Consider the following 21,379-nt stretch of genomic DNA (forward strand, 5'->3'; position numbering starts at 1 on the left):
ATGAGGAGTTTACATAAAAGGAAAATAGGTTATATCAATACACTTACAGAATTACCCCTTTGATCTAGGCTTTTTAAGCAGCGATGAAGGAGCTGTTCCTTATGGGACGGCTTCTTTTTGTTTTGCGGGATACCAATAAAGTCGTAAAAGTGCTACTTCAAGGGTCGGCAAAGTGTTAGTGAGCTTCTGTTGGATGGATTATTATGATGTTAGCACCCTAACATTGAGAGGTGAGAGAATGAATCTGCCCAACGCAATCAGCTTTGAAATTAAAATACTGGCAAATTTGATCAAGCGGAAGTTGGACGACGGTGAAAAAGGGCTGACGGGTATGCAGGGCTGGGTGATTGGTTACCTCCGATCGAATGCGGACCGCGCGGTGTTCCAGCGAGATCTGGAACGGGATTTCAATATCCGACGCGCGACGGTAACGGGCGTTCTGCAGCTGATGGAACGGGACGGCCTCATCGTGAGGGAAGCAGTAGAGCACGATGCCAGACTGAAGAAGATTACCCTGACGCCGAAAGCCATTACGCTTCATGAGCAAGTCATTCGACGGTTCAATGCGTTCGAGATTCATCTGCGCAGCGGATTAACGGAAGAAGAGATCGCGACGTTCTTCGCGATCACGGAGAAGCTAAAGAAGAATCTTTAAGTGTGCCTTTATTGTTAGATAACTGATAGTAAGTGGCGAACATTGGGGCAGCAATGACAAGGAGCGTTGTTATGAAACTTATTTTCCGCTATTTAAAACCGTTTGCGCTATCGCTTGCGGCCTGCATCCTATTTCTATTCATTCAAGTATCGAGCGATTTGGGGCTTCCCAAACTGATGAGCGATATGGTCGACACCGGCATTCAAGCCGGGGGGATTGAGGGGGGAGCGCCTACTGCGATTAGCGATGACGGGATGGAGCTGCTGAAGACTTTCGCGGGCGAACAGGACGCAACTGTGCTCGATGCGGGCTACGCTTTGATTCATGCTGGAACAGATGAAGATACCTCGGAACGGTACCCGATATCCGCAACGAAGGATATTTATAGGCTAGTCGGCGATCCGATCAAGGGGGTTGGCGATGCTTATACTCGCGCGGTCTATGCGTTAGTCCTTTCTTTGCAAAACATGCCAGAAGGCGAGTCGGCGAATGCCGAAACTGCGAAAGAGAGGACCGCGAACCTAGAGTTGGAGCCGCTGTACACCATGTCGCCGCTGTTTAAGGAGCGCCATTCAGCCAGCGAGCTTGACGCCTATATCTCGTCTGCTGCGGAGGATGAATCCATGGCAGGCTCGCAAGTCGCGGTGATGTTTACTCGCCTATTCTACGAAGAGCTTGGCGTCGACCTGAAGCAGCTTCAGCGCGAATCCATTATCGGAACGGGACTGAAAATGATCGGGGTTGCGCTGCTCGGCGGTTTCTCGGCAATCGTCGTGGGATGGTTCTCCTCCAAGATTGGCACGTCCGTCGCCATGCGGATGCGCCGCGACATCTTCGAGAAGGTTGGCCGTTTCTCGAGCGCGGAGTACGACAGCTTCTCGACAGCCTCGCTCATTACCCGGAATACAAACGACGTGCAGCAGATCCAGCAGCTGATCATGATGGGACTGCGACTCATGTTACTCGCGCCGATCATGGGCATCGGCGGCGTAATCCTTGCCATACGCAGTAGCGTGTCGATGAGCTGGATCATCGCGGTAGCGGTCATCTCCATCGTCGGCATGATTCTCGTTTTGTTCTCCTTGTCCGTGCCGAAATTCAAGACGCTGCAAACGCTGATCGACAAGCTGAATCTGGTCAGCCGGGAAAGCTTATCCGGGATGATGGTCATCCGGTCGTTCGGGAACGAGCGTTATGAAGAGACTCGGTTCGAGCAGGCTAACGACAACTTAAGACAGACGAATCGGTTCGTTCAGCGAACGATGGCTTTCATGCTTCCTGCGATGACATTGGTCATGAATCTGGTTATGCTGCTTATCATTTGGGTCGGGGCGAAGTCAATTGCGGAGTCCGAGCTGCAGATCGGCAATATGATGGCGTTTATGCAGTATGCCATGCAGATCATCGTGTCGTTCCTGTTCCTGTCGATGATGTTTATGATGGTCCCCCGAGCAGTTGCTTCCGCCGAGCGGATTCAGGAAGTGTTGGGAACGGAGCTGTCCGTCCGCGATCCCGAAGAACCGAGGACGCTAACATATAATGAAGGGATAACACTTGCATTCAAAGGCGTTTCCTTCAGCTATCGGGATGCTGAGAAGCCCGTACTGGAAGACGTTAGCTTCACGGCAAAGCCAGGCGAGACGACGGCCTTCATCGGAACGACGGGATCCGGGAAATCGACGCTTGTGAGCCTCGTTCCCCGCTTTCACGACGTGACGGCAGGACAAATTACGATGAACGGCATCGAAATTCGGTCCATCTCGCAGAATGAGCTGCGCGAAAGCATCGGTTACGTGCCGCAGAAGGGTATGCTGTTCTCGGGGGATATTGCTTCCAATGTTCGGTACGGCAAGGAGTCAGCCGATATATCCGAAGTCGGAGAAGCGTTGGAAGTCGCCCAGGCGAAAGGCTTCGTCGAAAAGCTTGAGCAGGGGATCGCGACTCCGATCGCACAGGGAGGGACGAACGTGAGCGGAGGACAGCGACAGCGTCTGGCCATCGCCCGTGCCCTCATCAAGAAGGCGCCGATCTACATTTTCGATGATAGCTTCTCGGCATTGGATCTGAATACGGATGCGGCGCTTAGAAGGGCGCTGAAGTCCTTCACGGCGAACGCTACCGTCTTGGTCGTGGCGCAGCGCGTGAGCACGATCAAGAACGCGGAGCAGATTATCGTTCTGGATAAGGGACATATAATCGGTATAGGTACACATCAGGAACTGCTGGAGAGCTGCGCGGGGTATCGGGAAATTGCGGAGTCGCAGCTTTCGAAGGAGGAGTTGGCATGAGGAATTCCGAGAGCAAGGCGAAGGATTTCAAAGGCGGGATGAAGACGCTATTGTCTTATCTGACGCCATTCCGATGGAGGCTGGTAGTGGTCGCTTTCCTTGCCGTGGGAGCTACCATATTCGGCATCGTAGGGCCCAAGATCATGGCAATGGCGACTGACGAGCTAGTGGCGGGCATCTCCCGCATGATGAAAGGCGAATCGGCAGCGATCGACTTCGACTTTATCGGTATAATCGTTCTTTCGTTAACGGCACTCTATTTGTTAGGAGCATTTTTTAGTTATATGCAAGGCCATGTAATGGCGGACCTCGCGACGAAGATTTCGTACAATCTCCGGAATGCCGTCATGGGCAAAATCAATCGGCTGCCGCTCAGCTATTTCCATCGGAACAGTCAGGGTGATGTTTTGTCCCGGATGACAAACGATGTCGATACGCTGGAACAGTCTCTTAGCCAAAGCATTACGCAGCTGCTCGGTTCTTTGGCCATGGTCATCGGCGTTACGGCGATGATGCTGACAATCAGCTGGCAGCTCACGTTGATCGCCATCGTGATGGTGCCCGTCTCGATGATGTTCGTCATCGGTATGGTGAAGGCGTCGCAGAAGCATTTCCGCCATCAACAGCAGTATCTCGGCCGCATGAACGGTCATGTGGAGGAAATCTACGGCGGTCACGTCGTTATGAAAGCATTCAACGGCGAGAAGAAAGCCATTCGGCAATTCGACGCTGAGAATGAAAAGCTCGCCGAAAGTGCGAGGAAAGCCGAATTTTACTCCGGGTTAATGATGCCGATTATGATGTTCGTAGGCAATCTTGGCTTTGTCGTCATTAGCATTGTAGGGGCGACGATGGCGGCGCAAGGAAGGGTTAGCATCGGCGATATTCAAGCGTTTATCCAATATGTTCGGAACTTTACCCAGCCTATCACGCAGATCGCGAACTTGTCGAGTCAGTTTCAGCGTATGATAGCTGCGTCGGAGCGGGTGTTCGAGTTCCTGGGCGAAAAGGAGGAGGAGAAGGAGAGAGAGGTTGTCACGTTAGCAGATCAAGCGGGCATCCGTGGGCATATCCGTTTCGAGCACGTGAAGTTCGGCTACGAGGCGGGCAAGCCGATTATCAAAGACTTCTCCTTGGATGTGTTGCCAGGTCACCGCGTCGCGATCGTCGGTCCGACGGGCGCCGGCAAAACGACGATCGTCAAGCTGCTGATGCGCTTCCACGACCTTGACGGAGGAGCTATATTCATAGACGGCCATGACATTACGTCGTTCGAACGGCACGATATTCGAGCGAAGTTCGGCATGGTTCTGCAGGATACGTGGCTGTTTAACGGCTCCATTATGGACAATATCCGATACGGCAGCCTGAGTGCGACGGACAAACAGGTTGTTGAGGCGGCGAAGGAGGTGCAGGTCGATCATTTCGTCCGTACGCTGCCCGAAGGCTACCGGATGGAATTGAACGAGGAGACGAGCAACGTATCGCAGGGGCAGAAGCAATTGCTGACTATCGCGAGGGCGATTCTCGCCGACCCGCGAGTGCTTATTCTGGACGAAGCGACCAGCTCCGTCGATACTCGGACGGAGCTTCTAATCCAGAAAGCAATGGATAAGCTGATGGAAGGGCGAACCAGCTTTATTATCGCACATCGGCTGTCCACGATTAGGAACGCGGATCTCATTCTGTGCATGAACGAAGGAGATATCGTCGAGCAAGGCTCGCACGAGGTATTGATGCGGAGAGGCGGGTTCTACGCGAACCTCTATAACAGCCAGTTCGAGAATGCGGATGCCGAGGTGGCAGTAGGTTAACGGTTCCGCTGGGGGAGTTTGAGGGAATGCAGACGCCGGTTGGCATTCAACCGGCGTCTGCATTCCCGGCTTTTTTGAACATGTCTAAAACAAAGATGTAAATCTCGGCCCTTTTCGAGCAACGATTTTTAGTGAATCTGTTTATTTCAGGCGTAGATTGAGGTTTATGCCGTTGACTACATTTGATAGAAAATATAGATTAGGGGTATAACGAAGTCAACAAATGTTGATTTCGATTACTTTCTTGGGAGGTTTAACATGAATCTGATCATTCAAACGACAACGGGTCAAGTAAAAGGAGTTGAAACTGAGGGCATACACGCCTGGTACGGCATACCGTTTGCGGCGCCCCCTGTAGGCGATCTGCGTTTCAAGCGGGCGCAACCAGCCGATTCATGGGAAGGAGTAATGGACTGCACGACTTATGGCAATGATCCCATTCAGTTTGTCGGTCAGCGCGAGAAGGAAAACGAGGACTGCCTGAATCTGAACGTATGGGCTCCCAAAGACGCCAAGAAGCTGCCCGTTCTGGTATGGATATACGGCGGAGGTTTTCATTTCGGCTACAATAGCGATTTAAGCTACGATGGAGCGCGAATGGCGGCAAGCGGCGGAGTTGTTCGCGTCAATATCAACTTCCGCTTAGGGCCGCTCGGATATTACGATTTCAATCAATACGATAACGAGTTATTCGATACGAACTGCGGCTTATCCGATCAGATAGCGGCTTTGAAGTGGGTGAAGGAGAACATCGAAGCATTCGGTGGAGATCCGGACAACATCACCATCGCGGGCGAAAGCGGTGGTGGCTGTGCCGTGTTTAATTTATTCGCGAGCCCTGCGGCTAAGGGATTGTACCATAAGGCGATCGCACAAAGTGCCCTTCCGCGCGCCAGCGGCGGCAGATCGTTCACGAAGATTAGCATTCCTCTATTCCTGAAGCAGCTCGGCGTGCAGCCCGATGACATATCGAAGCTTAAAACGATGGATATCGCCAAAATCAGGGAAGCGGGAGCAGCCTACTACAACGAGTTTACGAAAGTGTACAGCGGAATGTTTATGCCGGGTCCATTCTTCGGCGACGATCTACTCCCCGAACGTCATTGGACGGCGTTAAAGAACGGCAGCGCGGACGGGGTCCCTGTTATAATCGGATATACCCGCGATGAAGGCGACACGTTTGTTGCAGATTCCGAATTTACCAAAGCTTGGTTCTCGTCATGGAATGATGTAGAAACCATGTTGAGAAACAATGGGAAGGAACACTATTTCCCCGAGCTGAAAGCGGCCTACGAATGTTTTGAATCGAATCAGAAAGGTCTAAGTGAATTCGTGAAAGATTATCTGTTCGCCATGGATGCGCATCGTTGCGCGGACGAGCAGGCGATGCACGGCAAAGTATGGATGTACCGCTTCGACTTCGTGCCGGTCGCTTACAAGCATATGAATATGGGCGCGGTTCATGCGGTTGAAGTCCCTTTCTCTCTGAATACGACTGATCGGGGCCATTTCTCCTATGCACTGAGAGGTACGCCACAGGAGCAGTTGGATGCCGTACGCAACCATATGAATGAGGTATGGTTCAACTTCATGAAGACGGGCAATCCGAGCGGCAGTGACGTGGAATGGACGCAATACGAGAGCGAAACCAGTATGCTGCATCTTTTTGATTTGCAGCCTTCGAATCAGTCGATCCGAATCGATGATAAGGTTATCGCAGTTTGGGAGAAGATCGGGTTATTGTACGACATAGAATAGTCGGAAATTGCAGGGTCTAATTGAATCCGGCTTTTAATAATGAATTAAATTAGCCGCATTGAACCTTCAGGTTCGAATGCGGCCATTGTCGTCTAAGGGGATGGAGGATCACAGCATTTTGTTCAATCCTTCGTACCGTACTATCCAAGTACCGTCTTGAGGAAAACCAGGAGCAACCGCATCAGGACTTCCCATCCATCCGCCGGCCATCATGGCGACCGCCGTCAATAAGCCGCCGTTGCCGGGCAGATAAATCGGCAGTCTGTTGGTCTGATAATTGTGGCCGTTCGGCAGATAGATATTCTTAACCGCGTCCATCATGAGAAGATCAACAGCTAATCCGCCTTCTCCAAGTCGTGCGGCTGTCATGGCCATCATGGGATAGTCCCAGCCCCAGGTCGTCTCCCAATTCCAAATACGAATGACTTCGTACAGTGTCCGTCGCATCGTAACCGGATCCGTAGTCATCCCGGGCAATATGCCTAATGAGGCGAGCATGGTCGGGTGATCGTTTACGCCAACCAGGCCGCTGAATGTGTCAGGAACTGTCTCGGCAGCAACATAAAGCCCGTCGACTATAGGTAGAGGAGACAGATTTTTAAGTACATGATCCCATATGTCCACTCGCGTTAAACCAAGCCGTTCTCTCCAACAGTTTGCCACGGACAAGCCGAAAGTCCAATAAGCAAGCTCGAAGGTTGGGTTCATAGTGACCGAATGATCATAAAGTTCCTGTGCCGGAGCAACAGGCGGCCCTAAAACATAACGCATATTCACGTCATCCCATTCCGCGAAGGAGGCCATGAAATCCGCGCTCTGAAAAACGATGTCTGCATATCGTTTTAATGTTTCTTGATCGTTTCGTATGGAATACAGCAGTTCGGCGAAATAGATTGGATGGGGCTGCTGCCAAATCAGAAACGGTTCGATATAACATGGGGATTGATTGCCCTCCGCTGCTATGCACTTTGGCCAGCGTGCACCTGTGTATCCTTGGGATTGCGCGGTATCCATGGCTCTAGGGAGCATCTCTTGGTACCAACTCATATTATTCTCGAGTAATTCGGGACGATTCCAAAGCGCGAAATGCACAGAATGCCACCAATGCATCTCCAGATGAAACTTACCGGCCCAGCTATTCATCGTCAGTCCTGTTTCCTGCGGCGGAAGTGATCCGGAAGACTGCACCGCAGTCAAATATTGCGAAAGCACGATTCGTCGCTCCAACTCATGGGCACGATGATCTGTGCTCCCGTCGAATTCTATGGCAGCGCCGCTGTTCCAAAAGTTATGCCAGAACTCCCGCGAGCATGATATGACATGCTCGAAAAGTGGAAGTGGAGAAGTCGTTTCATCCCGAGAGTATCGAACAACAAGTTCTAGTTCATCCGTCGTTGGTGTAAGTACAAAAAAATGAGGGTCATCAGTATCGTTCTCGAGCCTGCCGTTGGACCATTGCGCCGAGACAAAATACTCGTTCTGATCCAATGTTCTTCGGAATCTGATGGATCGATCTGTTGACGCCTGAATTTCGGTCCGGTGTGCATTCGGGCGGTCCCAAACTGCGCCTGAACCGCCGAAGGCTTCACTCCCGTATGGAAATCGCAATACCAGTTTGAGATTGCCTTTCGACATAAGCCCGGACTTCACACGGATGGCAATTACATCTTCTTCAGGGTGGCAGCAAGTTATTACGGCAGCAGTTTCGCCAGTTAAAGAAAATTTGCTGGAGATGACGCCCGTCCAAAGATCCAGCAATTGATCGATATCCTGTAAGTTCTCCGGTAGAGCTGGTTCGCCAGAGGGAAGTGTAAGGAGAAATTTGACCGCTCCTAGATGCAGACGGTGATGATTAAAGCGCAACCATTTATATTCCTCGCTAGTATGGTTGTGCGGCATATAGGGATATCCCACCGTTCTTCCGTTTAATGTCTTATAAAAGGTTTTGGGAAATTTTTCGGTGTCGTAGCCGATGGGATTGGGAGTGGTATGCCAACCCCAATTCGACAAATGCCCAAGAGCGACCCCGCCATTTTCATACAGCTCGGGAAAGGTTTGCAATCCTGTTGCGTCGACGGTGAAAGCGTAATTCCCGTTCCCCACTGTAAGAGAAGATAAGGGGTCGAAGCCCTTGATCATGGGATTATGGCGACGCACGAGGGATTTTCTATTTATGGCTTTCATATATTTCATCCTTTCAAATTCCAGCATAGATTTGCATCTGATTACAAGTAATATACGACGGTGAAAGGTGTCCATAAAGAGGGGTTTTTAAGTTTCCACTGGGTCATTTTTTAGTTTTTTACTCCAACGGATTCTTAACATGGAATGCTCCGAAAAATGACCTAGTAAATCCTTAAATTTGCCTGTTTAAGAGATAAAGAGGCTAGGCTATCGTTAAATGATATTCACATAAATAGGGGAGGGAGTATAGAATGCTGACATTCTAAATAGCACCATTCATCGGCGGCTAGTTGAGAAGCAGCAACCTTTTTTCCGTAGGCCATATTTCTTCGGTAAAAAGATGTAAGTCTGATCACAGCATGCCTAATTATTGAATTGCAGCTGGTAGGTTCGGGAGGTTTTTTGATTTTATTTTCTTGGATTGAAATCAAATAAATGACGAGGTGCTTAGATGTGATATATGTGGGAACTAACTACCATCCTCATGATTGGCCAAAGAGTCGTTGGCCAGAGGATATTGACTTAATGAAGGAAGCCGGATTCAATCTAGTACGTCTTGGTCATCTCTGCTGGGATAGCTTTGAGCCCTCGGAAGGTTATTATACCTTTGAGTGGTTCGATGAGGTGATGCAATTGTTTAATGATGCAGGGATGAAGGTCGTACTCGATATTGCGACACGTCCTTCCCCAACATGGCTTCATAAGAAATACCCAGAGATTGATCTTGTCGACCGTAATGGTAACCGACTGCCTGCGGTTCACCGTTATATGGAAGACGTAGGCAATCCTATGTTTCAAGAGTACGCGTTTCGATTCGCTGAAGCCATAACTAAGCGGTACGCTGAGCATCCCGCGTTATATGCATTCGGCTTATGCAATGAGGTTGGCAGTGGTATGCCCAGCTTTTCTACTGAGGCACGCAAGCGGTATGTCCAATGGCTAAGGCGAAAATACGACAGTATCGAGCAGCTAAATAAGGCATGGGCTTCTCATAGGTGGTCCCGGAGTCTGAATAGCTTCGAAGATGCCGAGTTTCCGGTAGCCGGTGCTCTAAACGGAGCGCCGGAGAGAATGCTGGATATGTGGAGGTTTTTCTCGGATGAGCAGCTTGCTTATCTTCATGGCTTAAGCCAGATTGTCAGAAAATATGCACCGAATGCCAGAGAATCGACGAATCACTGGGGTGAACACCCAGGGTATGGCTTCGATTACTTAAAGGAATACGGTAACATTTTTGATTTGCCGGGAATTGGATTCTACCCTGGAGTTAATCCAGAAGACCGCAACGCGCTTTTTGGCGCATGTTTTGGAATGATTCACCGGATCGGCGAGTTGGATAAGCCGATATGGTGCCTGGAATTCCAGACGGGCTCCTTTGGAGCCTACGCACCCCCGAAGGGTAGTCTGAGGATGTATGCATATCTGTCATTACTTTTCCGGGCAGAAGCGGTATGTGCCTGGACGTGGCGATCAATGCTAGGCGGTGAAGAGCAGTATTTGTTTGGTCTACTCGATCATGACGGACGTCCTGGAAGAAAGTTGGACGAATATCGCCGATTTGCTCATGAGATGGAGATACTGAAGGATGTTGGTCTTCCCTATATGCCACAGCCAGAAGTGGCTCTTGCTTACTCTTTCGAATCGTTTAAAGTATCCGAAAATCAAAAAGGGTATTACAAAACAGCATACATTGAACAGATGATGCAAACCTTTTTGGCCATTAACTCGGATAATGTCGACTGCAATATGGTGAATCTTCGCAATATCGAGAAGAACTATAAGCTTCTCATCGTTCCCGGACATTGTATGATGGACGAAGCGACTGCCCAATCAATCAGACAATTCGTGGAGCAGGGAGGGACAGTCGTTATGACGGCTTATTCTGCCAAAGTGGATGAACACAATCGCGTATTCGACACATCTTTGCCAGGCAGGCTTAGCGATGTATTCGGAATCCGCGCGAATGCTTTTGAACGTCCGATTTACCATCATTCTGATGTCAATGAAGGCGGACTTCAAAAGAAAAAAATGGACCTTCGACGTGAACATCCAAAAATCAGAATTGGAAACGAAAATTTGGAAATAACGATTGATTATTATGAAATACTGGAGCCAGATACAGCAGAGATATTGGCCTCCTTCACTAATTTGGAGATGGAATTGCCTGCGATTACTGTGAATGCTTACGGTAAGGGGAAAGCGGTTTACGTAGCCATTCCGGCTCAAATTGACCTTATGAATAAACTGTTGAACCAATTTTACGTACAGCTTGATATACAGAAGGGACCGGAAACGCCAATGGGCGTTACTGCAAGGCGGATTGGGGAATATGTAATGTACGTGAACACGACTTCTCTGGAGCAATCTGTTACCCTTTCTGGAAGTGGCAAAGGCTTGACGACGGATCGGATTTACGAAAGTAGTTTGCAATTAGCTCCGTATGAAGTTGAAGTCTGTCAAATGAACATTTGAATATAAAAGGTTTATGTGGACTAATCTTAAAAATGCCCTAGTTTCTCCCCAAATCTGCCTGTTTATCATGAAAGCGCTATAAACTATTCTATTTGTAAGCGCACACAGTGCACCATGCTCTTGATAGCGCTTGAAAATCATATGAAATAAGGGGGAAAAACATGTTTAGAAAAAAAAGTGTTGTATTACTGTTGATCACAGTGATCATAACGGGTATTATTGCCGGCTGTTCATCGAATTCATCGAATCAGAATGGCAACGAACCATCATCAACGGGATCGGACAATACGTCTGGCCAGTCACAAGCGGACAACGAAATCGTCGATCTCGAAGTATGGAACGGAAACACCGGATTCAAGGGTGTGGAGAAAGGAAGCCCCTTATACAATTTCTACGTGGATCTGTTAGGCGTCGGTTACATTAGCCCGTATGTCGAATGGAACGGCGGAACCGATTATTTGAATGCTTTAAACACCAAAATCGCTGCCGGGGAAATGCCTAACGTTTTTCTGCCTTTCAATGGTAATGAAGCCGATCTTGCACGGAACGGCGCGATTGCCGACTTGACGGAGCTATTGCCGAAGTATGCGCCGAAGCTATGGGAACGCATCTCGGAAGAGGTATGGAATATCGTGAAAGCCAACGATCCAACGGGCCAAGGGCGTATATACTGGGTGCCGGGCATCAACTCTTACGAGAAAACGACAGGATTGATTCGCAAAGATTGGCTTGAGAAGCTTGGGCTGGAGATGCCGCAAACGCAGGCGGAATACGTCAATGCTCTGAAAGCGTTTAAGGAGAAGGATCCGAATAGCAACAACAAGGCAGATGAAATCCCAACTGGCGGCCGCGAGAATGCCCGTTGGATGGACCATCTCTTTAACCAGTACGGTGTCGCTATGCTGGAAGGCTTCCCTGATTGGGATATATACGACGGGAAGTTAACATTCTCCGCAGTAACTCCGAACATGAAGGATGCACTAGCGTTTATCTCTGCTTTGTACAAAGAAAAACTGTTGGATCAGGAAACCTTCCTTAACGATAAAGCGGCATGGGACGGTAAAATCGACAATAATACCGTCGGCAATTACTATCACTGGGGCCAAGGAGCTTTCGAACATCTGGAGAAACTCGAGCTAGCGGCTGGAGTGAAAGCCGACATCGCGGTTCTGCCTGTTCTTGAAGCACCGGGTTACGAAGGGAAAGGCTATATCTCTACGAAACAAGTTGGCAGACCTGAATGGGTCGTTAGCGCGCAGCAAGACGAGAAACATCTGATTGCGAGTTTGAAATTCCTCAACTCAATCGCCGATGAATCCAAATGGCTCGATATATACATGGGCGTCGAAGGGATGCATCATGAGGTCGTTGATGGTAAGAAAGTAAAGTTGCCAGAGGACAAGAGCACGCAACAGAACGGCGTGTCTCCATTCTATCAGTTCGGCTCTATGGAATTCCAAGAGAATCTCTTGCTGGAGAGCGCAACACAGGAAAACAAGTGGCGTTATGATCAAAGCATTAACAACATGAGAGAACTGCAGCAATTCGTGAAAGTGATTGAGGGAGATGGTTTGCCTTCTAGCATTTACGAGAATTATCCCGACATTAGGAATAATACGCTTTGGTTTGAATACGCGACTAAGATCATTATCGGTACGTATCCGATCGAGAAATTCGACGAGTTTGTCGAGAAGTGGAACAAGTCCGGTGGCGAGGAAGTTACTAAGAAAGCCAGAGAATGGTATGCCAAAGTGAAATAATTTAAGCCGCAATATTTTTGAAGAATGGAGGGCAATCTATTTTTAGGGTTGCCCTTTCATTATAAAGAGAAGGAGTGGAGGGACTACCAATGAACACAGCATCTTCTTCGAAAGGACTGGTTCACAATGTTCGACGTCACTGGCCATTGTATGTCATGGCGATACCGGGCATTGCCTTTTTTATCATTTTCAAATTTATACCCATGGGTGGATCGATCATTGCATTTCAGGAGTATTCCGTGTTTAAAGGAATGCTCGAAAGTACTTGGGTCGGCTTCAGGCATTTTGAGATTCTGTTTAATTCCCCTGACTTTTACCGAATATTCACGAATACGTTGATTCTAGGATTTCTAAAAATCGCTATCGTCTTCCCCGTGCCGATCGTGATCGCTTTGTTTCTCAATGAAGTTAGATTGGCTGTGCTGAAAAAAAGCATACAAACAGCGCTCTACATTCCGCATTTTCTATCATGGGTTATCATCGCGGGCATTGCATTCGATGTATTCTCGCTCAGCGGGATGTTCAACGCAATTCGAGACTGGTTAGGCATGGAGCCTATCTTACTTATGCAGCAAGAAGAGTCCTTTCGCTGGATTTATGTTTTAACTGGCATTTGGCGGGATGCGGGCTGGGGGACGATCGTCTACCTCGCCGCGATCAGCGCCATTGATGCAGAAGTATATGAGGCGGCCGTCATCGACGGGGCATCACGATTAAAACAAATGATTCATATCACGCTGCCTCTGCTAATTCCGACCATTCTAGTGCTCTTCCTACTCGATCTGGGGAATTTTATGGAACTTGGATTCGACCATGTCTACAACTTGTTGACTCCAATGACTTATTCCGTAGGCGATATCATCGACACATATGTATTCAGGACTGGTATTCAGGAAGCGCGCTATAGCTTTGCTACGGCTGTTGGTCTTTTTCAAGCCGTTATCGGTTTTGTATTGGTCCTATTATTCAATCGGTTATCAAAAAAAGTTTCGGGCGGGGGGTTATGGTAAGATGATATCTTTGTCCTTTGGAGAAAGAGTGCTGCAGACCCTTATAATCATTTTACTTTGCATCGTTGCAGTAATCGCCCTCGTACCGCTCATTTCGGTGCTTTCCGTATCGTTCAGCTCAAGATTGCCGGTTGAATTGAATGCGGTGTCTTTCTGGCCGCAAGGTTTCACTTTGGATTCGTGGAAGTATGTGCTGGACAGACTGGATCTGTGGAGATCTTTCACGATTACGTTAGTTTCGACGGTTATCGGTACGGTGTTGAGCTTGCTCATTACAGCTTTGACCGCATACCCTTTGACGAAGAAAGCATTTAAGCTTGGAAGGTTAGTGATGATTGCGGCAGTCATTACGATGGTTTTTAAGGCACCGCTTATTCCTTACTTTCTTACCGTGAAAGAGATCGGGCTTTATAACAATCCATTGGTACTGTTTATACCGCATATCCTAACAGCATTCAACCTTGTTATCATGAGAACGTTCTTTCAACAATTTCCTGCAGAATTAGAGGAAGCAGCCGTCGTGGAAGGCGCAGGATACTTCAGAACGTTGTTCAGTCTTGTCCTTCCGTTGTCCAAGGCTGTGCTTGCAACACTAGGGCTGTTCTATGCGGTTGTAATTTGGAATCAATTCCAACATCCATTGCTCTTCATTAATGATCCCGATTGGTTCCCGCTTCAACTCAAGATCAGGCAGTTCATTACGAGCGACAATGAATTACCGATCATTGGCGATATCTCCCAAATTAATTATAATGCAAGGACTTTGCGGTCCGTTACAATCGCGTTTTCCATCGTTCCAATTATCATCGTCTACCCGTTCCTGCAAAAGTACTTTGTGAAAGGCGCAATGCTTGGTTCCGTAAAAGGCTAATATTCGCACCTGCCGCCTGCATCGTGTACAATTTAATGGAAAGCGATAGGTTCCATGGAGAGTAGCTAATACTATGCGGAGACAGGGGATCCTACATGGCACATAGGTCTATACGGAAACGAATCGGAGCATGGAAGCTGCGGAATAAACTGATGATCAGTTATTTCGTGGCTTCTATTGTTCCGATTATTGTCATTAGCATTACGGTTTACCAGATATCCTCGAAGAGCGTGGAGGAGGCTTCACAGGAGTTTGCATCTCTATATATTTCGCAAGCCACGACAAACCTGGATCTGTTTTTGGATCAGCACGACAAATCAACCCGATCAGTATTGCTTGAAAGAGATATTATGAAAATATTGGGCAGCGAAACGCCTTTCTCTATGGATCAAACCATTGAGAACAAAAAAGTTCTTCAAAGATTCTTCGGGCGATTGTCAGAGGTATATCCGGAAATTGAATCGATTATGCTCGTTGATGTGCGAGGCGACATTCACCATTTCACCAAAGCAGCGGACACGGTAAACACATCGGTTTTACAAGAACAACATTGGTACGGAAGCATTAGAGAATCAGAGCATTCCATGTTTGTAACAGCAGTACACGACAAATCCTATTACAACCATGACAAAGGCGGTGCCGCATTTACAGTCGGACGGGTATTATGGGATTACGACGGCTCCTATGCAGGAATGATTTTATTTGATATGGATCCATCCAATCTTATACAATTGAGCAAAGATTTTTTGTCGATCGGAAATCGGTACGACATTCGTCTGATGATTACGGGCAATCATCATCAACTGATCTATCATTCTGATGCTGCGACGGGGAAAATTCCATGGAAACAAGTCATTGGCGCTGCCTACCGTTCAGAGAGTGCTGGGAGCAATAGCGATACAATCGTGCTATCACATGAAGCGGGCGGCGGAGGATTCCTAATTAGCGCGGAAATTCCATTGGACAAACTTCTGGCTCGAATCAAAAGCATTGAACATGTTACAATATGGGCCATCATTGTATCTTTGTTATTTATTATTATTATTTCTACTCTTTTCAGCTATCGCATTACCAGACCAATACTGGAATTGCGTAGAAGCATGAAGCAAGTAGAGCTAGGACAATATTCCGTTTTGAGTCCGGTCCCGTCGGCAAATGATGAAATCAGTGGGTTGATAAAGAGTTACAACAATATGATACAGAAAAACAAAGAGTTAATCGAAGATGTTTATATTGCAGGGATTAAGCGAAAACAAGCGCAATTCCTAGCACTTCAAGCTCAGATTAATCCCCACATGCTTTACAATACTCTGGAGTCTATACGAATGAAGGCCGTTGTGAAGAGCCAGGATGATATTGCAGAAATGATTAAGAGGTTGGCGAGGATGTTCAAGCATTCGCTAGGCATGCAAGTCGAACATAATCGGGTACGCAACGAGGTGGAATATGCGGCCAATTATTTATACCTACAAAACATTCGATACGATAACCGTTTCACCTTGGAAGTGAATCTGAGCGATCAGGTGCTGGACACGCAGATCATTCCAATTTCGTTTCAGCCAATCGTGGAAAATTGCATAAAGCATGGTTTTCAAGATTATTCTAAATCTTTGATTATAAAAATCGAGGAGTCTCGCATCCCGCCGAACGATGTGCTGATTCGGATCGTGGATAACGGAAAGGTGTTATCTGACGAGAAGATGCGCAAAATCAATGCCATTTTACAACAAGACGTCGATGCGGGAGCGAATGCTATTGTGGATTTGGATACGATTCAAGGCATCGGCCTGCGCAATATTGCGGAGCGAATCAAGATGCAATATGGCGAACGCTACTATATAAAAATCGGATCGGAAGGAACGGGTACCTACGTTGAACTGTTGATTCCGCTCCAATAGATGGTTAGTGAACAAGGAGGATGGGTCTGTGTACACAGTGATGCTGGTTGATGACGAGAAAGGGATCACAGACGGCTTGAAAGTGATCATCCCCCGATATTTACCGGAATGCCAAGTCATCGGATGCGCATATGACGGGATCGATGGTGTTAATATGGTTCGAGATCTACGTCCAGATATAGTGATAACGGATATCCGCATGTTAAGGAAAGACGGATTAGAAATGGTTCAGACACTTGTTAACGAAGGCGTAGATACCAAATTCATAATCCTAAGTGGTTATTCGGAATTCGAGTACGCTAGGAAAGGTATGCACTTAGGTGTCAGATTTTATTTAAATAAGCCTATTGAAGAAGAGGAATTGCAGCATTGCGTGAGAAGCATCATTCGGGAGATCGATAAAGAAAGGGAAAAAGAAAACACTCATGGAAAAGAAGCTAGTCTAGATATTAGCGTGGAAGAAGACGATTCCTTTTTGAAGAAGAATGTGATTGTCGAAATCAAACAGTATATCATCGCAAATTTCGAAAAAAACATTAGTTTAGCGGATTTATCGAATCGTTTCTTTATCAACATGCATTACCTAAGCCAGCTGTTCAAAGAGAAAACGGGTCAGACTTATTTGGAATATTTAACGCAAGTCAGAATCGAGCGATCCAAGGAGTTACTGGAGAAGAGCGAACTGAGAATCTATGAAATATGCCAAATGGTAGGTTATACAGATACGACGCATTTCTCGAAGCTTTTCGAAAAAGCGGTAGGGTGCAAGCCGAGCGAGTACAAAAAAATGAGAAAATAAGAAAACCTGCTCTGTGGAGCAGGTTTGTTTTTCGATATGGTAATATTCTACAATATCCCTAGTTTGAATATTAAATGTTTTTAAAACGAGCTGTCCCGAAAGCAAATGAATCGGCTTTCGGGACAGCTTTTCGTAACTAAAAATGTTTTTTAATAAACTGTGCCGTTTCTTGAAGTACCTGTAAGCTTTCCGGCGTACCTCTTCCTGTGGTAGCGAAGGCATGGAATGTACCGTCCCATTTCTGGTAATCCACTTGAACGCCCGCCATTTGAGCTTTTTCTGCTAAGAGATCCGCATCATCGGCAAGGACCTCGGTACTGTCCGTTACGATTTTCAGCGGAGGGAAGCCCTCGAAGTTACCATAGAGGGGAGAAATGTACGGATGGTCAGGGTTGTTATTAGGGAAGTATAAGGCCCTGATCTCCGATTCTAGTTCAGCGCCAATAATAAAGTCTGTGGCACTAAATCTCGTTCTATCGATTTTACCTGTTACATCTGCAGGAGGGCTGTATAAAGTAATGGATGTAGGAAGAGGTATTCCTGCATCCATTGCTCTTAAAGTTGTTACGAGTGAAAGGTTGGCTCCGGCACTGTCACCTATAAGTGAGATCTTGATTCCTGGGTACTTGGACAAAATTGCAATATATACGGTGAAACAATCGTCGGGAGCTGCAGGGTAAGGATGCTCTGGGGCAAGTCGATAAGATACCGAGTAAACGCGAAGCCCTGTTTCCCCAGCCAATTGTGATGCGAAACCTCTCGAGGCGCGTGCATTTCCGCATGTAAAACCGCCGCCATGTAAATAAATGATGATGTCGTCACCCGACATTTGGTTAGGCGTAGACAGCTCAACTTCTACCCCGTTCAAATCTTCGGAAGTAAAGGTAACCCCTGGTTCTGAGGGCATTCTCTCCGATGCTGCGTTCATCGTTTCACGCAGTAAGGCGTAATCAATTTTCTCGACGGACTTTGTCATTCCTTGCATCTGCATCATTTGTTGCATTCTTTGTCTAAGCTGCATCATTTCATTACTAGTTGCACGCGGCATATAAATCCTCCTCCAATTTAAATAAACACTTGTTGACTTCGAGATTACAATAATTTAAAATATCGTTCATCGAATGTCAATGAGCCATCGTCTAGCGGTCTAAGTAAATAAACAGAATCAACAAAAAAATGTTGCGTAGAAAGGAACCAACGAAAAGCATGCACAAAAAAATATTCCATACCAAACAGGCGCTTCGGCAAGCGCTTTTCACTTTGATCGAAACAATAGATATTCAAGAGATTACCGTTTCGCAAATATGCCGCGAGGCTAATATCAACCGAACCACGTTTTATAAATATTTTGCACTTCCGATTGATATCTTGAATGAATATGTAGAGGAAGTTAGTGAACAAGCCTTACGGTTTATCAGAAAGCAGAATGGAGTTCCTTCAAAAAGCGATACCTATACGATTATGTTGGATATTTGCCGGATTTATTATGAAAACAAACAGCTGATGAAAATATATATGGCATGTAATAAAACGTTGATTCCAATGTTACAACGGATCTTTGTGGAGTTCTCCGCAACTTCACTGAAAGAAAACAGTTTAAAGTGTTTTCTTTCCGGTGGAGTTTCTGCCATCATTTTTCAATGGAGCTTAGAGGATTATAAGCAGTTACCTGAAGAAATTGCCACGATACTGAGCCATTATATTCTTCAATTAAGTTCCCCATCCGGTGAATAATGTTTGGATTGCGAAAATTAACTACTTGGGCAGTGTGAGACGTGTATGCAAACTGGGAACAGCTAGATAAAAAGAGAAGAGAGGCAAGCTCAATCGGGCACTCGAATCGAAGCGGGTGAAGTTACCAGTCGGAGAGCCTGAGAGTCATATTTTTTTCCGGAAAGTCGTGAAAGCGTCACTGAAATAGTCGTTATACTGTTAGCGAGTCCATGTCTTTCGAAATACGATTAGTATAGTCACATATTTAGTCGACTAAAAACATTTCATAGGGAGGTTACAACATGTCGAAGGAGAACTCGTTATCGGGTGATTCCCATACCGAAACGTATCATCACGGCATTGGAAGGATTGCTGTAAGTTCGGTCCCAATGCCGGATGAGATTAAACTTCAAAGCGGTACTTACACCTATTCAGGAAAAGTCTTGGTAACGTATACGACGGATAAGGATCTCCATCGCAAAGATTTTTTTAACCTCGCTTCGATGAACGACGATGGAACGGATTTTAAGGTGATCTTCTCAGGGGAAATAACTGCGAAACCGAAGGCGAATGGTATTCGATTTCTGCCTTTTCAGGACAATACGCGCGTGCTATTAGGAGATTATGTGCTGGAATGCATCCCCGATATCGATACTTGTATAAGTGCAAAGCTAGTTCCGATCGTATACCCGTCGTACATCGAGGCAGACCCCAAAACAACCCACCATTGGTCCGAGATCATTATTGCGCCAGATAACAAGCATGTAAGCTGGACGTTGCTCCGTGCCGATATGGGAGGAGGCGCGGCAATCGGCGTTCTGGAGCGTGAAGCGGACGCCTATATGATAACGAACGTGCAGTTGATTAGTTCCCTATCGAATTTCGATCCCGATCCAAATCGTCCAGGCTATCTAATTCCGAAACCGGTCCGTGGAGGAGAGGTGAAACAGTTTGTCAGGGGAGGCAGCGCCGTCTCGGTGGTCGGTGGCAAGAGGAACGGTACGCCTGATTCCATCGTGCAGGATTTGTCTACCGAAGAGATTACGCAAATTACACATACTCCCGGTTACGATGAAACCACCATCTTCTCGCCCGATGAACGATTGGGCATTGTGATGAGTACCCGGTTTTCCAAAGCCACGGACCCGGCGATCTTCGGACTCCTTCCTCGGCCATACGCCCTCCAAACCCTTATGGGCATGGCGTGGTCTTTGTATATGTATGCCGTGAGCGGTGTACGCCAGTTCAGGAGAGGGAATATCGGTCCGGTCATGATCGATATTCAGCGTTCCATGAACGAAACAGGCTATCAAGGCATACAGCTGACTACGGACGAAGATTGGGTGTATTGTTCCCCGATGTCGTGGCATCCAAACGGAAAGCATGTTATGTGGCCGGAGATGGCTAGAGGCAGCGGCGGTTCGCAAATGCGGCTTCAGAAAGCAGAGCTGTTGGATTATGAGCCGCAAGCGTCCGTCCCCGTTGTGGAAACGCCGGACGATATTCCGTACGGGATTAAAGATTTATCCGCATTGCAATCCGTCAATCCGGACATAGAGGGGAAAATCGCGGGCAGGAGCACAGGGTACATGTCCTTTTCCAGGAGTTCTGATGGAACTTCCGGGAAAACAGAGGCGGAATATGTGAATTTTAGTGATGACGGCGTTCACTTCTATAACGGATACGAGAAAGCGTATTATGATTTTAACCTTGAAAACCGATATGAAGCGGACCTTCGATTAAATGGTTCAACACAAGGGGAGATGAAGCTGAGGGCAACGTTCTCGCCAGTGTTCGGACCTTCCCCAACGAAGCTGCTGTTCGAGGCAGATGTGGACGGAAACCCCAAAAGTTACGGGCATGCCACCTATAACGGGGTCACCCTTCATATTTCCGATTTATCCGAATAAATCCTATATTGGCATGGTTTTCACAAGCTTCAGGCATTGTTTCAAAGGTAGTAGCTAACGGATGGAATGGTATTAGCGAACAGCTTAAAGAGCAATATTACTATGATATGTACGTGGAATGCTGTCGATCTTGAACTCGATGTGAGGATACTCAAACACTGATAAGAATGTAATTACGCGCCATAAAAAATCATTCCACTCCAGAATGAAGGTGTGGGTCCGGACTTCGTATCGGACTCACACCTTT

General features: G+C 47.2%; 14 protein-coding genes. 12 read left to right on the plus strand and 2 right to left on the minus strand.

The annotated features are described in order from the left end of the window. Positions 1–238 precede the first annotated feature (238 nt). The 4 genes from RCO25_RS13975 (at position 239) to RCO25_RS13990 (ending at position 6,515) form a co-directional block, all read left to right on the plus strand. Positions 239–655: a MarR family winged helix-turn-helix transcriptional regulator gene (locus RCO25_RS13975; RefSeq protein ID WP_308996761.1), complete on the plus strand. Its 417-nt coding sequence runs from the start codon at positions 239–241 to the stop codon at positions 653–655. Positions 656–726: 71 nt separating this feature from the next. Next, the gene (locus tag RCO25_RS13980; RefSeq protein WP_308996762.1) at positions 727–2,943 is read left to right on the plus strand and encodes an ABC transporter ATP-binding protein; all 2,217 of its coding nucleotides are present in this window, start codon (positions 727–729) and stop codon (positions 2,941–2,943) included. Further along, positions 2,940–4,757, plus strand: a complete 1,818-nt coding sequence (locus RCO25_RS13985; protein ID WP_308996763.1) for an ABC transporter ATP-binding protein — start codon at positions 2,940–2,942, stop codon at positions 4,755–4,757. The genes RCO25_RS13980 and RCO25_RS13985 overlap by 4 nt, the downstream gene beginning before the upstream one ends. Positions 4,758–5,015: 258 nt before the next feature. Further along, positions 5,016–6,515 carry a carboxylesterase/lipase family protein gene (locus tag RCO25_RS13990; protein ID WP_308996764.1) on the plus strand — a complete coding sequence of 500 codons (1,500 nt, stop codon included), beginning with the start codon at positions 5,016–5,018 and terminating at the stop codon, positions 6,513–6,515. A 108-nt stretch (positions 6,516–6,623) separates the two neighbouring features. On the opposite strand, the gene RCO25_RS13995 is transcribed toward RCO25_RS13990, so the two are convergent. Next, positions 6,624–8,699, minus strand: a complete 2,076-nt coding sequence (locus RCO25_RS13995; RefSeq protein WP_308996765.1) for a glycoside hydrolase family 65 — start codon at positions 8,697–8,699, stop codon at positions 6,624–6,626. Positions 8,700–9,134: 435 nt separating this feature from the next. Between RCO25_RS13995 and RCO25_RS14000 the strand changes: the two genes are divergently transcribed. The 6 genes from RCO25_RS14000 (at position 9,135) to RCO25_RS14025 (ending at position 17,509) form a co-directional block, all read left to right on the plus strand. After that, positions 9,135–11,171, plus strand: coding sequence for a beta-galactosidase (locus RCO25_RS14000; RefSeq protein WP_308996766.1), 2,037 nt, complete (start codon positions 9,135–9,137; stop codon positions 11,169–11,171). Between the two features lie 161 nt (positions 11,172–11,332). After that, complete coding sequence (locus RCO25_RS14005) at positions 11,333–12,931, plus strand: type 2 periplasmic-binding domain-containing protein (protein WP_308996767.1); 1,599 nt, start codon at positions 11,333–11,335, stop codon at positions 12,929–12,931. A gap of 89 nt (positions 12,932–13,020) precedes the next feature. Beyond that, a complete protein-coding gene (locus RCO25_RS14010) occupies positions 13,021–13,941 on the plus strand; it encodes an ABC transporter permease (RefSeq protein WP_308996768.1) in 921 nt (306 codons plus the stop codon). 1 nt (position 13,942) lies between these two features. Beyond that, on the plus strand, positions 13,943–14,812 hold the full coding sequence (locus RCO25_RS14015) for a carbohydrate ABC transporter permease (protein ID WP_308996769.1): 870 nt from the start codon (positions 13,943–13,945) through the stop codon (positions 14,810–14,812). A gap of 95 nt (positions 14,813–14,907) precedes the next feature. Further along, positions 14,908–16,710 carry a cache domain-containing sensor histidine kinase gene (locus tag RCO25_RS14020; protein WP_308996770.1) on the plus strand — a complete coding sequence of 601 codons (1,803 nt, stop codon included), beginning with the start codon at positions 14,908–14,910 and terminating at the stop codon, positions 16,708–16,710. A 28-nt stretch (positions 16,711–16,738) separates the two neighbouring features. After that, positions 16,739–17,509, plus strand: coding sequence for a response regulator transcription factor (locus tag RCO25_RS14025; RefSeq protein WP_308996771.1), 771 nt, complete (start codon positions 16,739–16,741; stop codon positions 17,507–17,509). A 136-nt stretch (positions 17,510–17,645) separates the two neighbouring features. On the opposite strand, the gene RCO25_RS14030 is transcribed toward RCO25_RS14025, so the two are convergent. Beyond that, entirely contained in the window at positions 17,646–18,557 is a 912-nt protein-coding gene (locus RCO25_RS14030; protein WP_308996772.1) for an alpha/beta hydrolase, read from the minus strand. A gap of 158 nt (positions 18,558–18,715) precedes the next feature. Here RCO25_RS14030 and RCO25_RS14035 point away from each other — a divergent pair, with 158 nt between their 5' ends. Next, complete coding sequence (locus RCO25_RS14035; RefSeq protein ID WP_308996773.1) at positions 18,716–19,243, plus strand: TetR/AcrR family transcriptional regulator; 528 nt, start codon at positions 18,716–18,718, stop codon at positions 19,241–19,243. A 281-nt stretch (positions 19,244–19,524) separates the two neighbouring features. Further along, entirely contained in the window at positions 19,525–21,132 is a 1,608-nt protein-coding gene (locus RCO25_RS14040) for a hypothetical protein (RefSeq protein ID WP_308996774.1), read from the plus strand. Positions 21,133–21,379: the final 247 nt, after the last annotated feature.

Source organism: Paenibacillus sp. LHD-38, from assembly GCF_031157315.1.
In the GTDB taxonomy this organism is placed as follows: domain Bacteria; phylum Bacillota; class Bacilli; order Paenibacillales; family Paenibacillaceae; genus Pristimantibacillus.

Excerpts from the sequence above, each read along its gene's own strand:
- RCO25_RS14035 (WP_308996773.1), top strand. The coding sequence starts at position 18,716 with ATGCACAAAAAAATATTCCATACCAAACAGGCGCTTCGGCAAGCGCTT.
- RCO25_RS13980 (WP_308996762.1), top strand. The coding sequence starts at position 727 with ATGAAACTTATTTTCCGCTATTTAAAACCGTTTGCGCTATCGCTTGCG.
- RCO25_RS13985 (WP_308996763.1), top strand. The coding sequence starts at position 2,940 with ATGAGGAATTCCGAGAGCAAGGCGAAGGATTTCAAAGGCGGGATGAAG.
- RCO25_RS14005 (WP_308996767.1), top strand. The coding sequence starts at position 11,333 with ATGTTTAGAAAAAAAAGTGTTGTATTACTGTTGATCACAGTGATCATA.
- RCO25_RS14000 (WP_308996766.1), top strand. The coding sequence starts at position 9,135 with ATGACGAGGTGCTTAGATGTGATATATGTGGGAACTAACTACCATCCT.
- RCO25_RS13990 (WP_308996764.1), top strand. The coding sequence starts at position 5,016 with ATGAATCTGATCATTCAAACGACAACGGGTCAAGTAAAAGGAGTTGAA.
- RCO25_RS13975 (WP_308996761.1), top strand. The coding sequence starts at position 239 with ATGAATCTGCCCAACGCAATCAGCTTTGAAATTAAAATACTGGCAAAT.
- RCO25_RS14030 (WP_308996772.1), bottom strand. The coding sequence starts at position 18,557 with ATGCCGCGTGCAACTAGTAATGAAATGATGCAGCTTAGACAAAGAATG.
- RCO25_RS14010 (WP_308996768.1), top strand. The coding sequence starts at position 13,021 with ATGAACACAGCATCTTCTTCGAAAGGACTGGTTCACAATGTTCGACGT.
- RCO25_RS14015 (WP_308996769.1), top strand. The coding sequence starts at position 13,943 with ATGATATCTTTGTCCTTTGGAGAAAGAGTGCTGCAGACCCTTATAATC.
- RCO25_RS14020 (WP_308996770.1), top strand. The coding sequence starts at position 14,908 with ATGGCACATAGGTCTATACGGAAACGAATCGGAGCATGGAAGCTGCGG.
- RCO25_RS14040 (WP_308996774.1), top strand. The coding sequence starts at position 19,525 with ATGTCGAAGGAGAACTCGTTATCGGGTGATTCCCATACCGAAACGTAT.
- RCO25_RS13995 (WP_308996765.1), bottom strand. The coding sequence starts at position 8,699 with ATGAAAGCCATAAATAGAAAATCCCTCGTGCGTCGCCATAATCCCATG.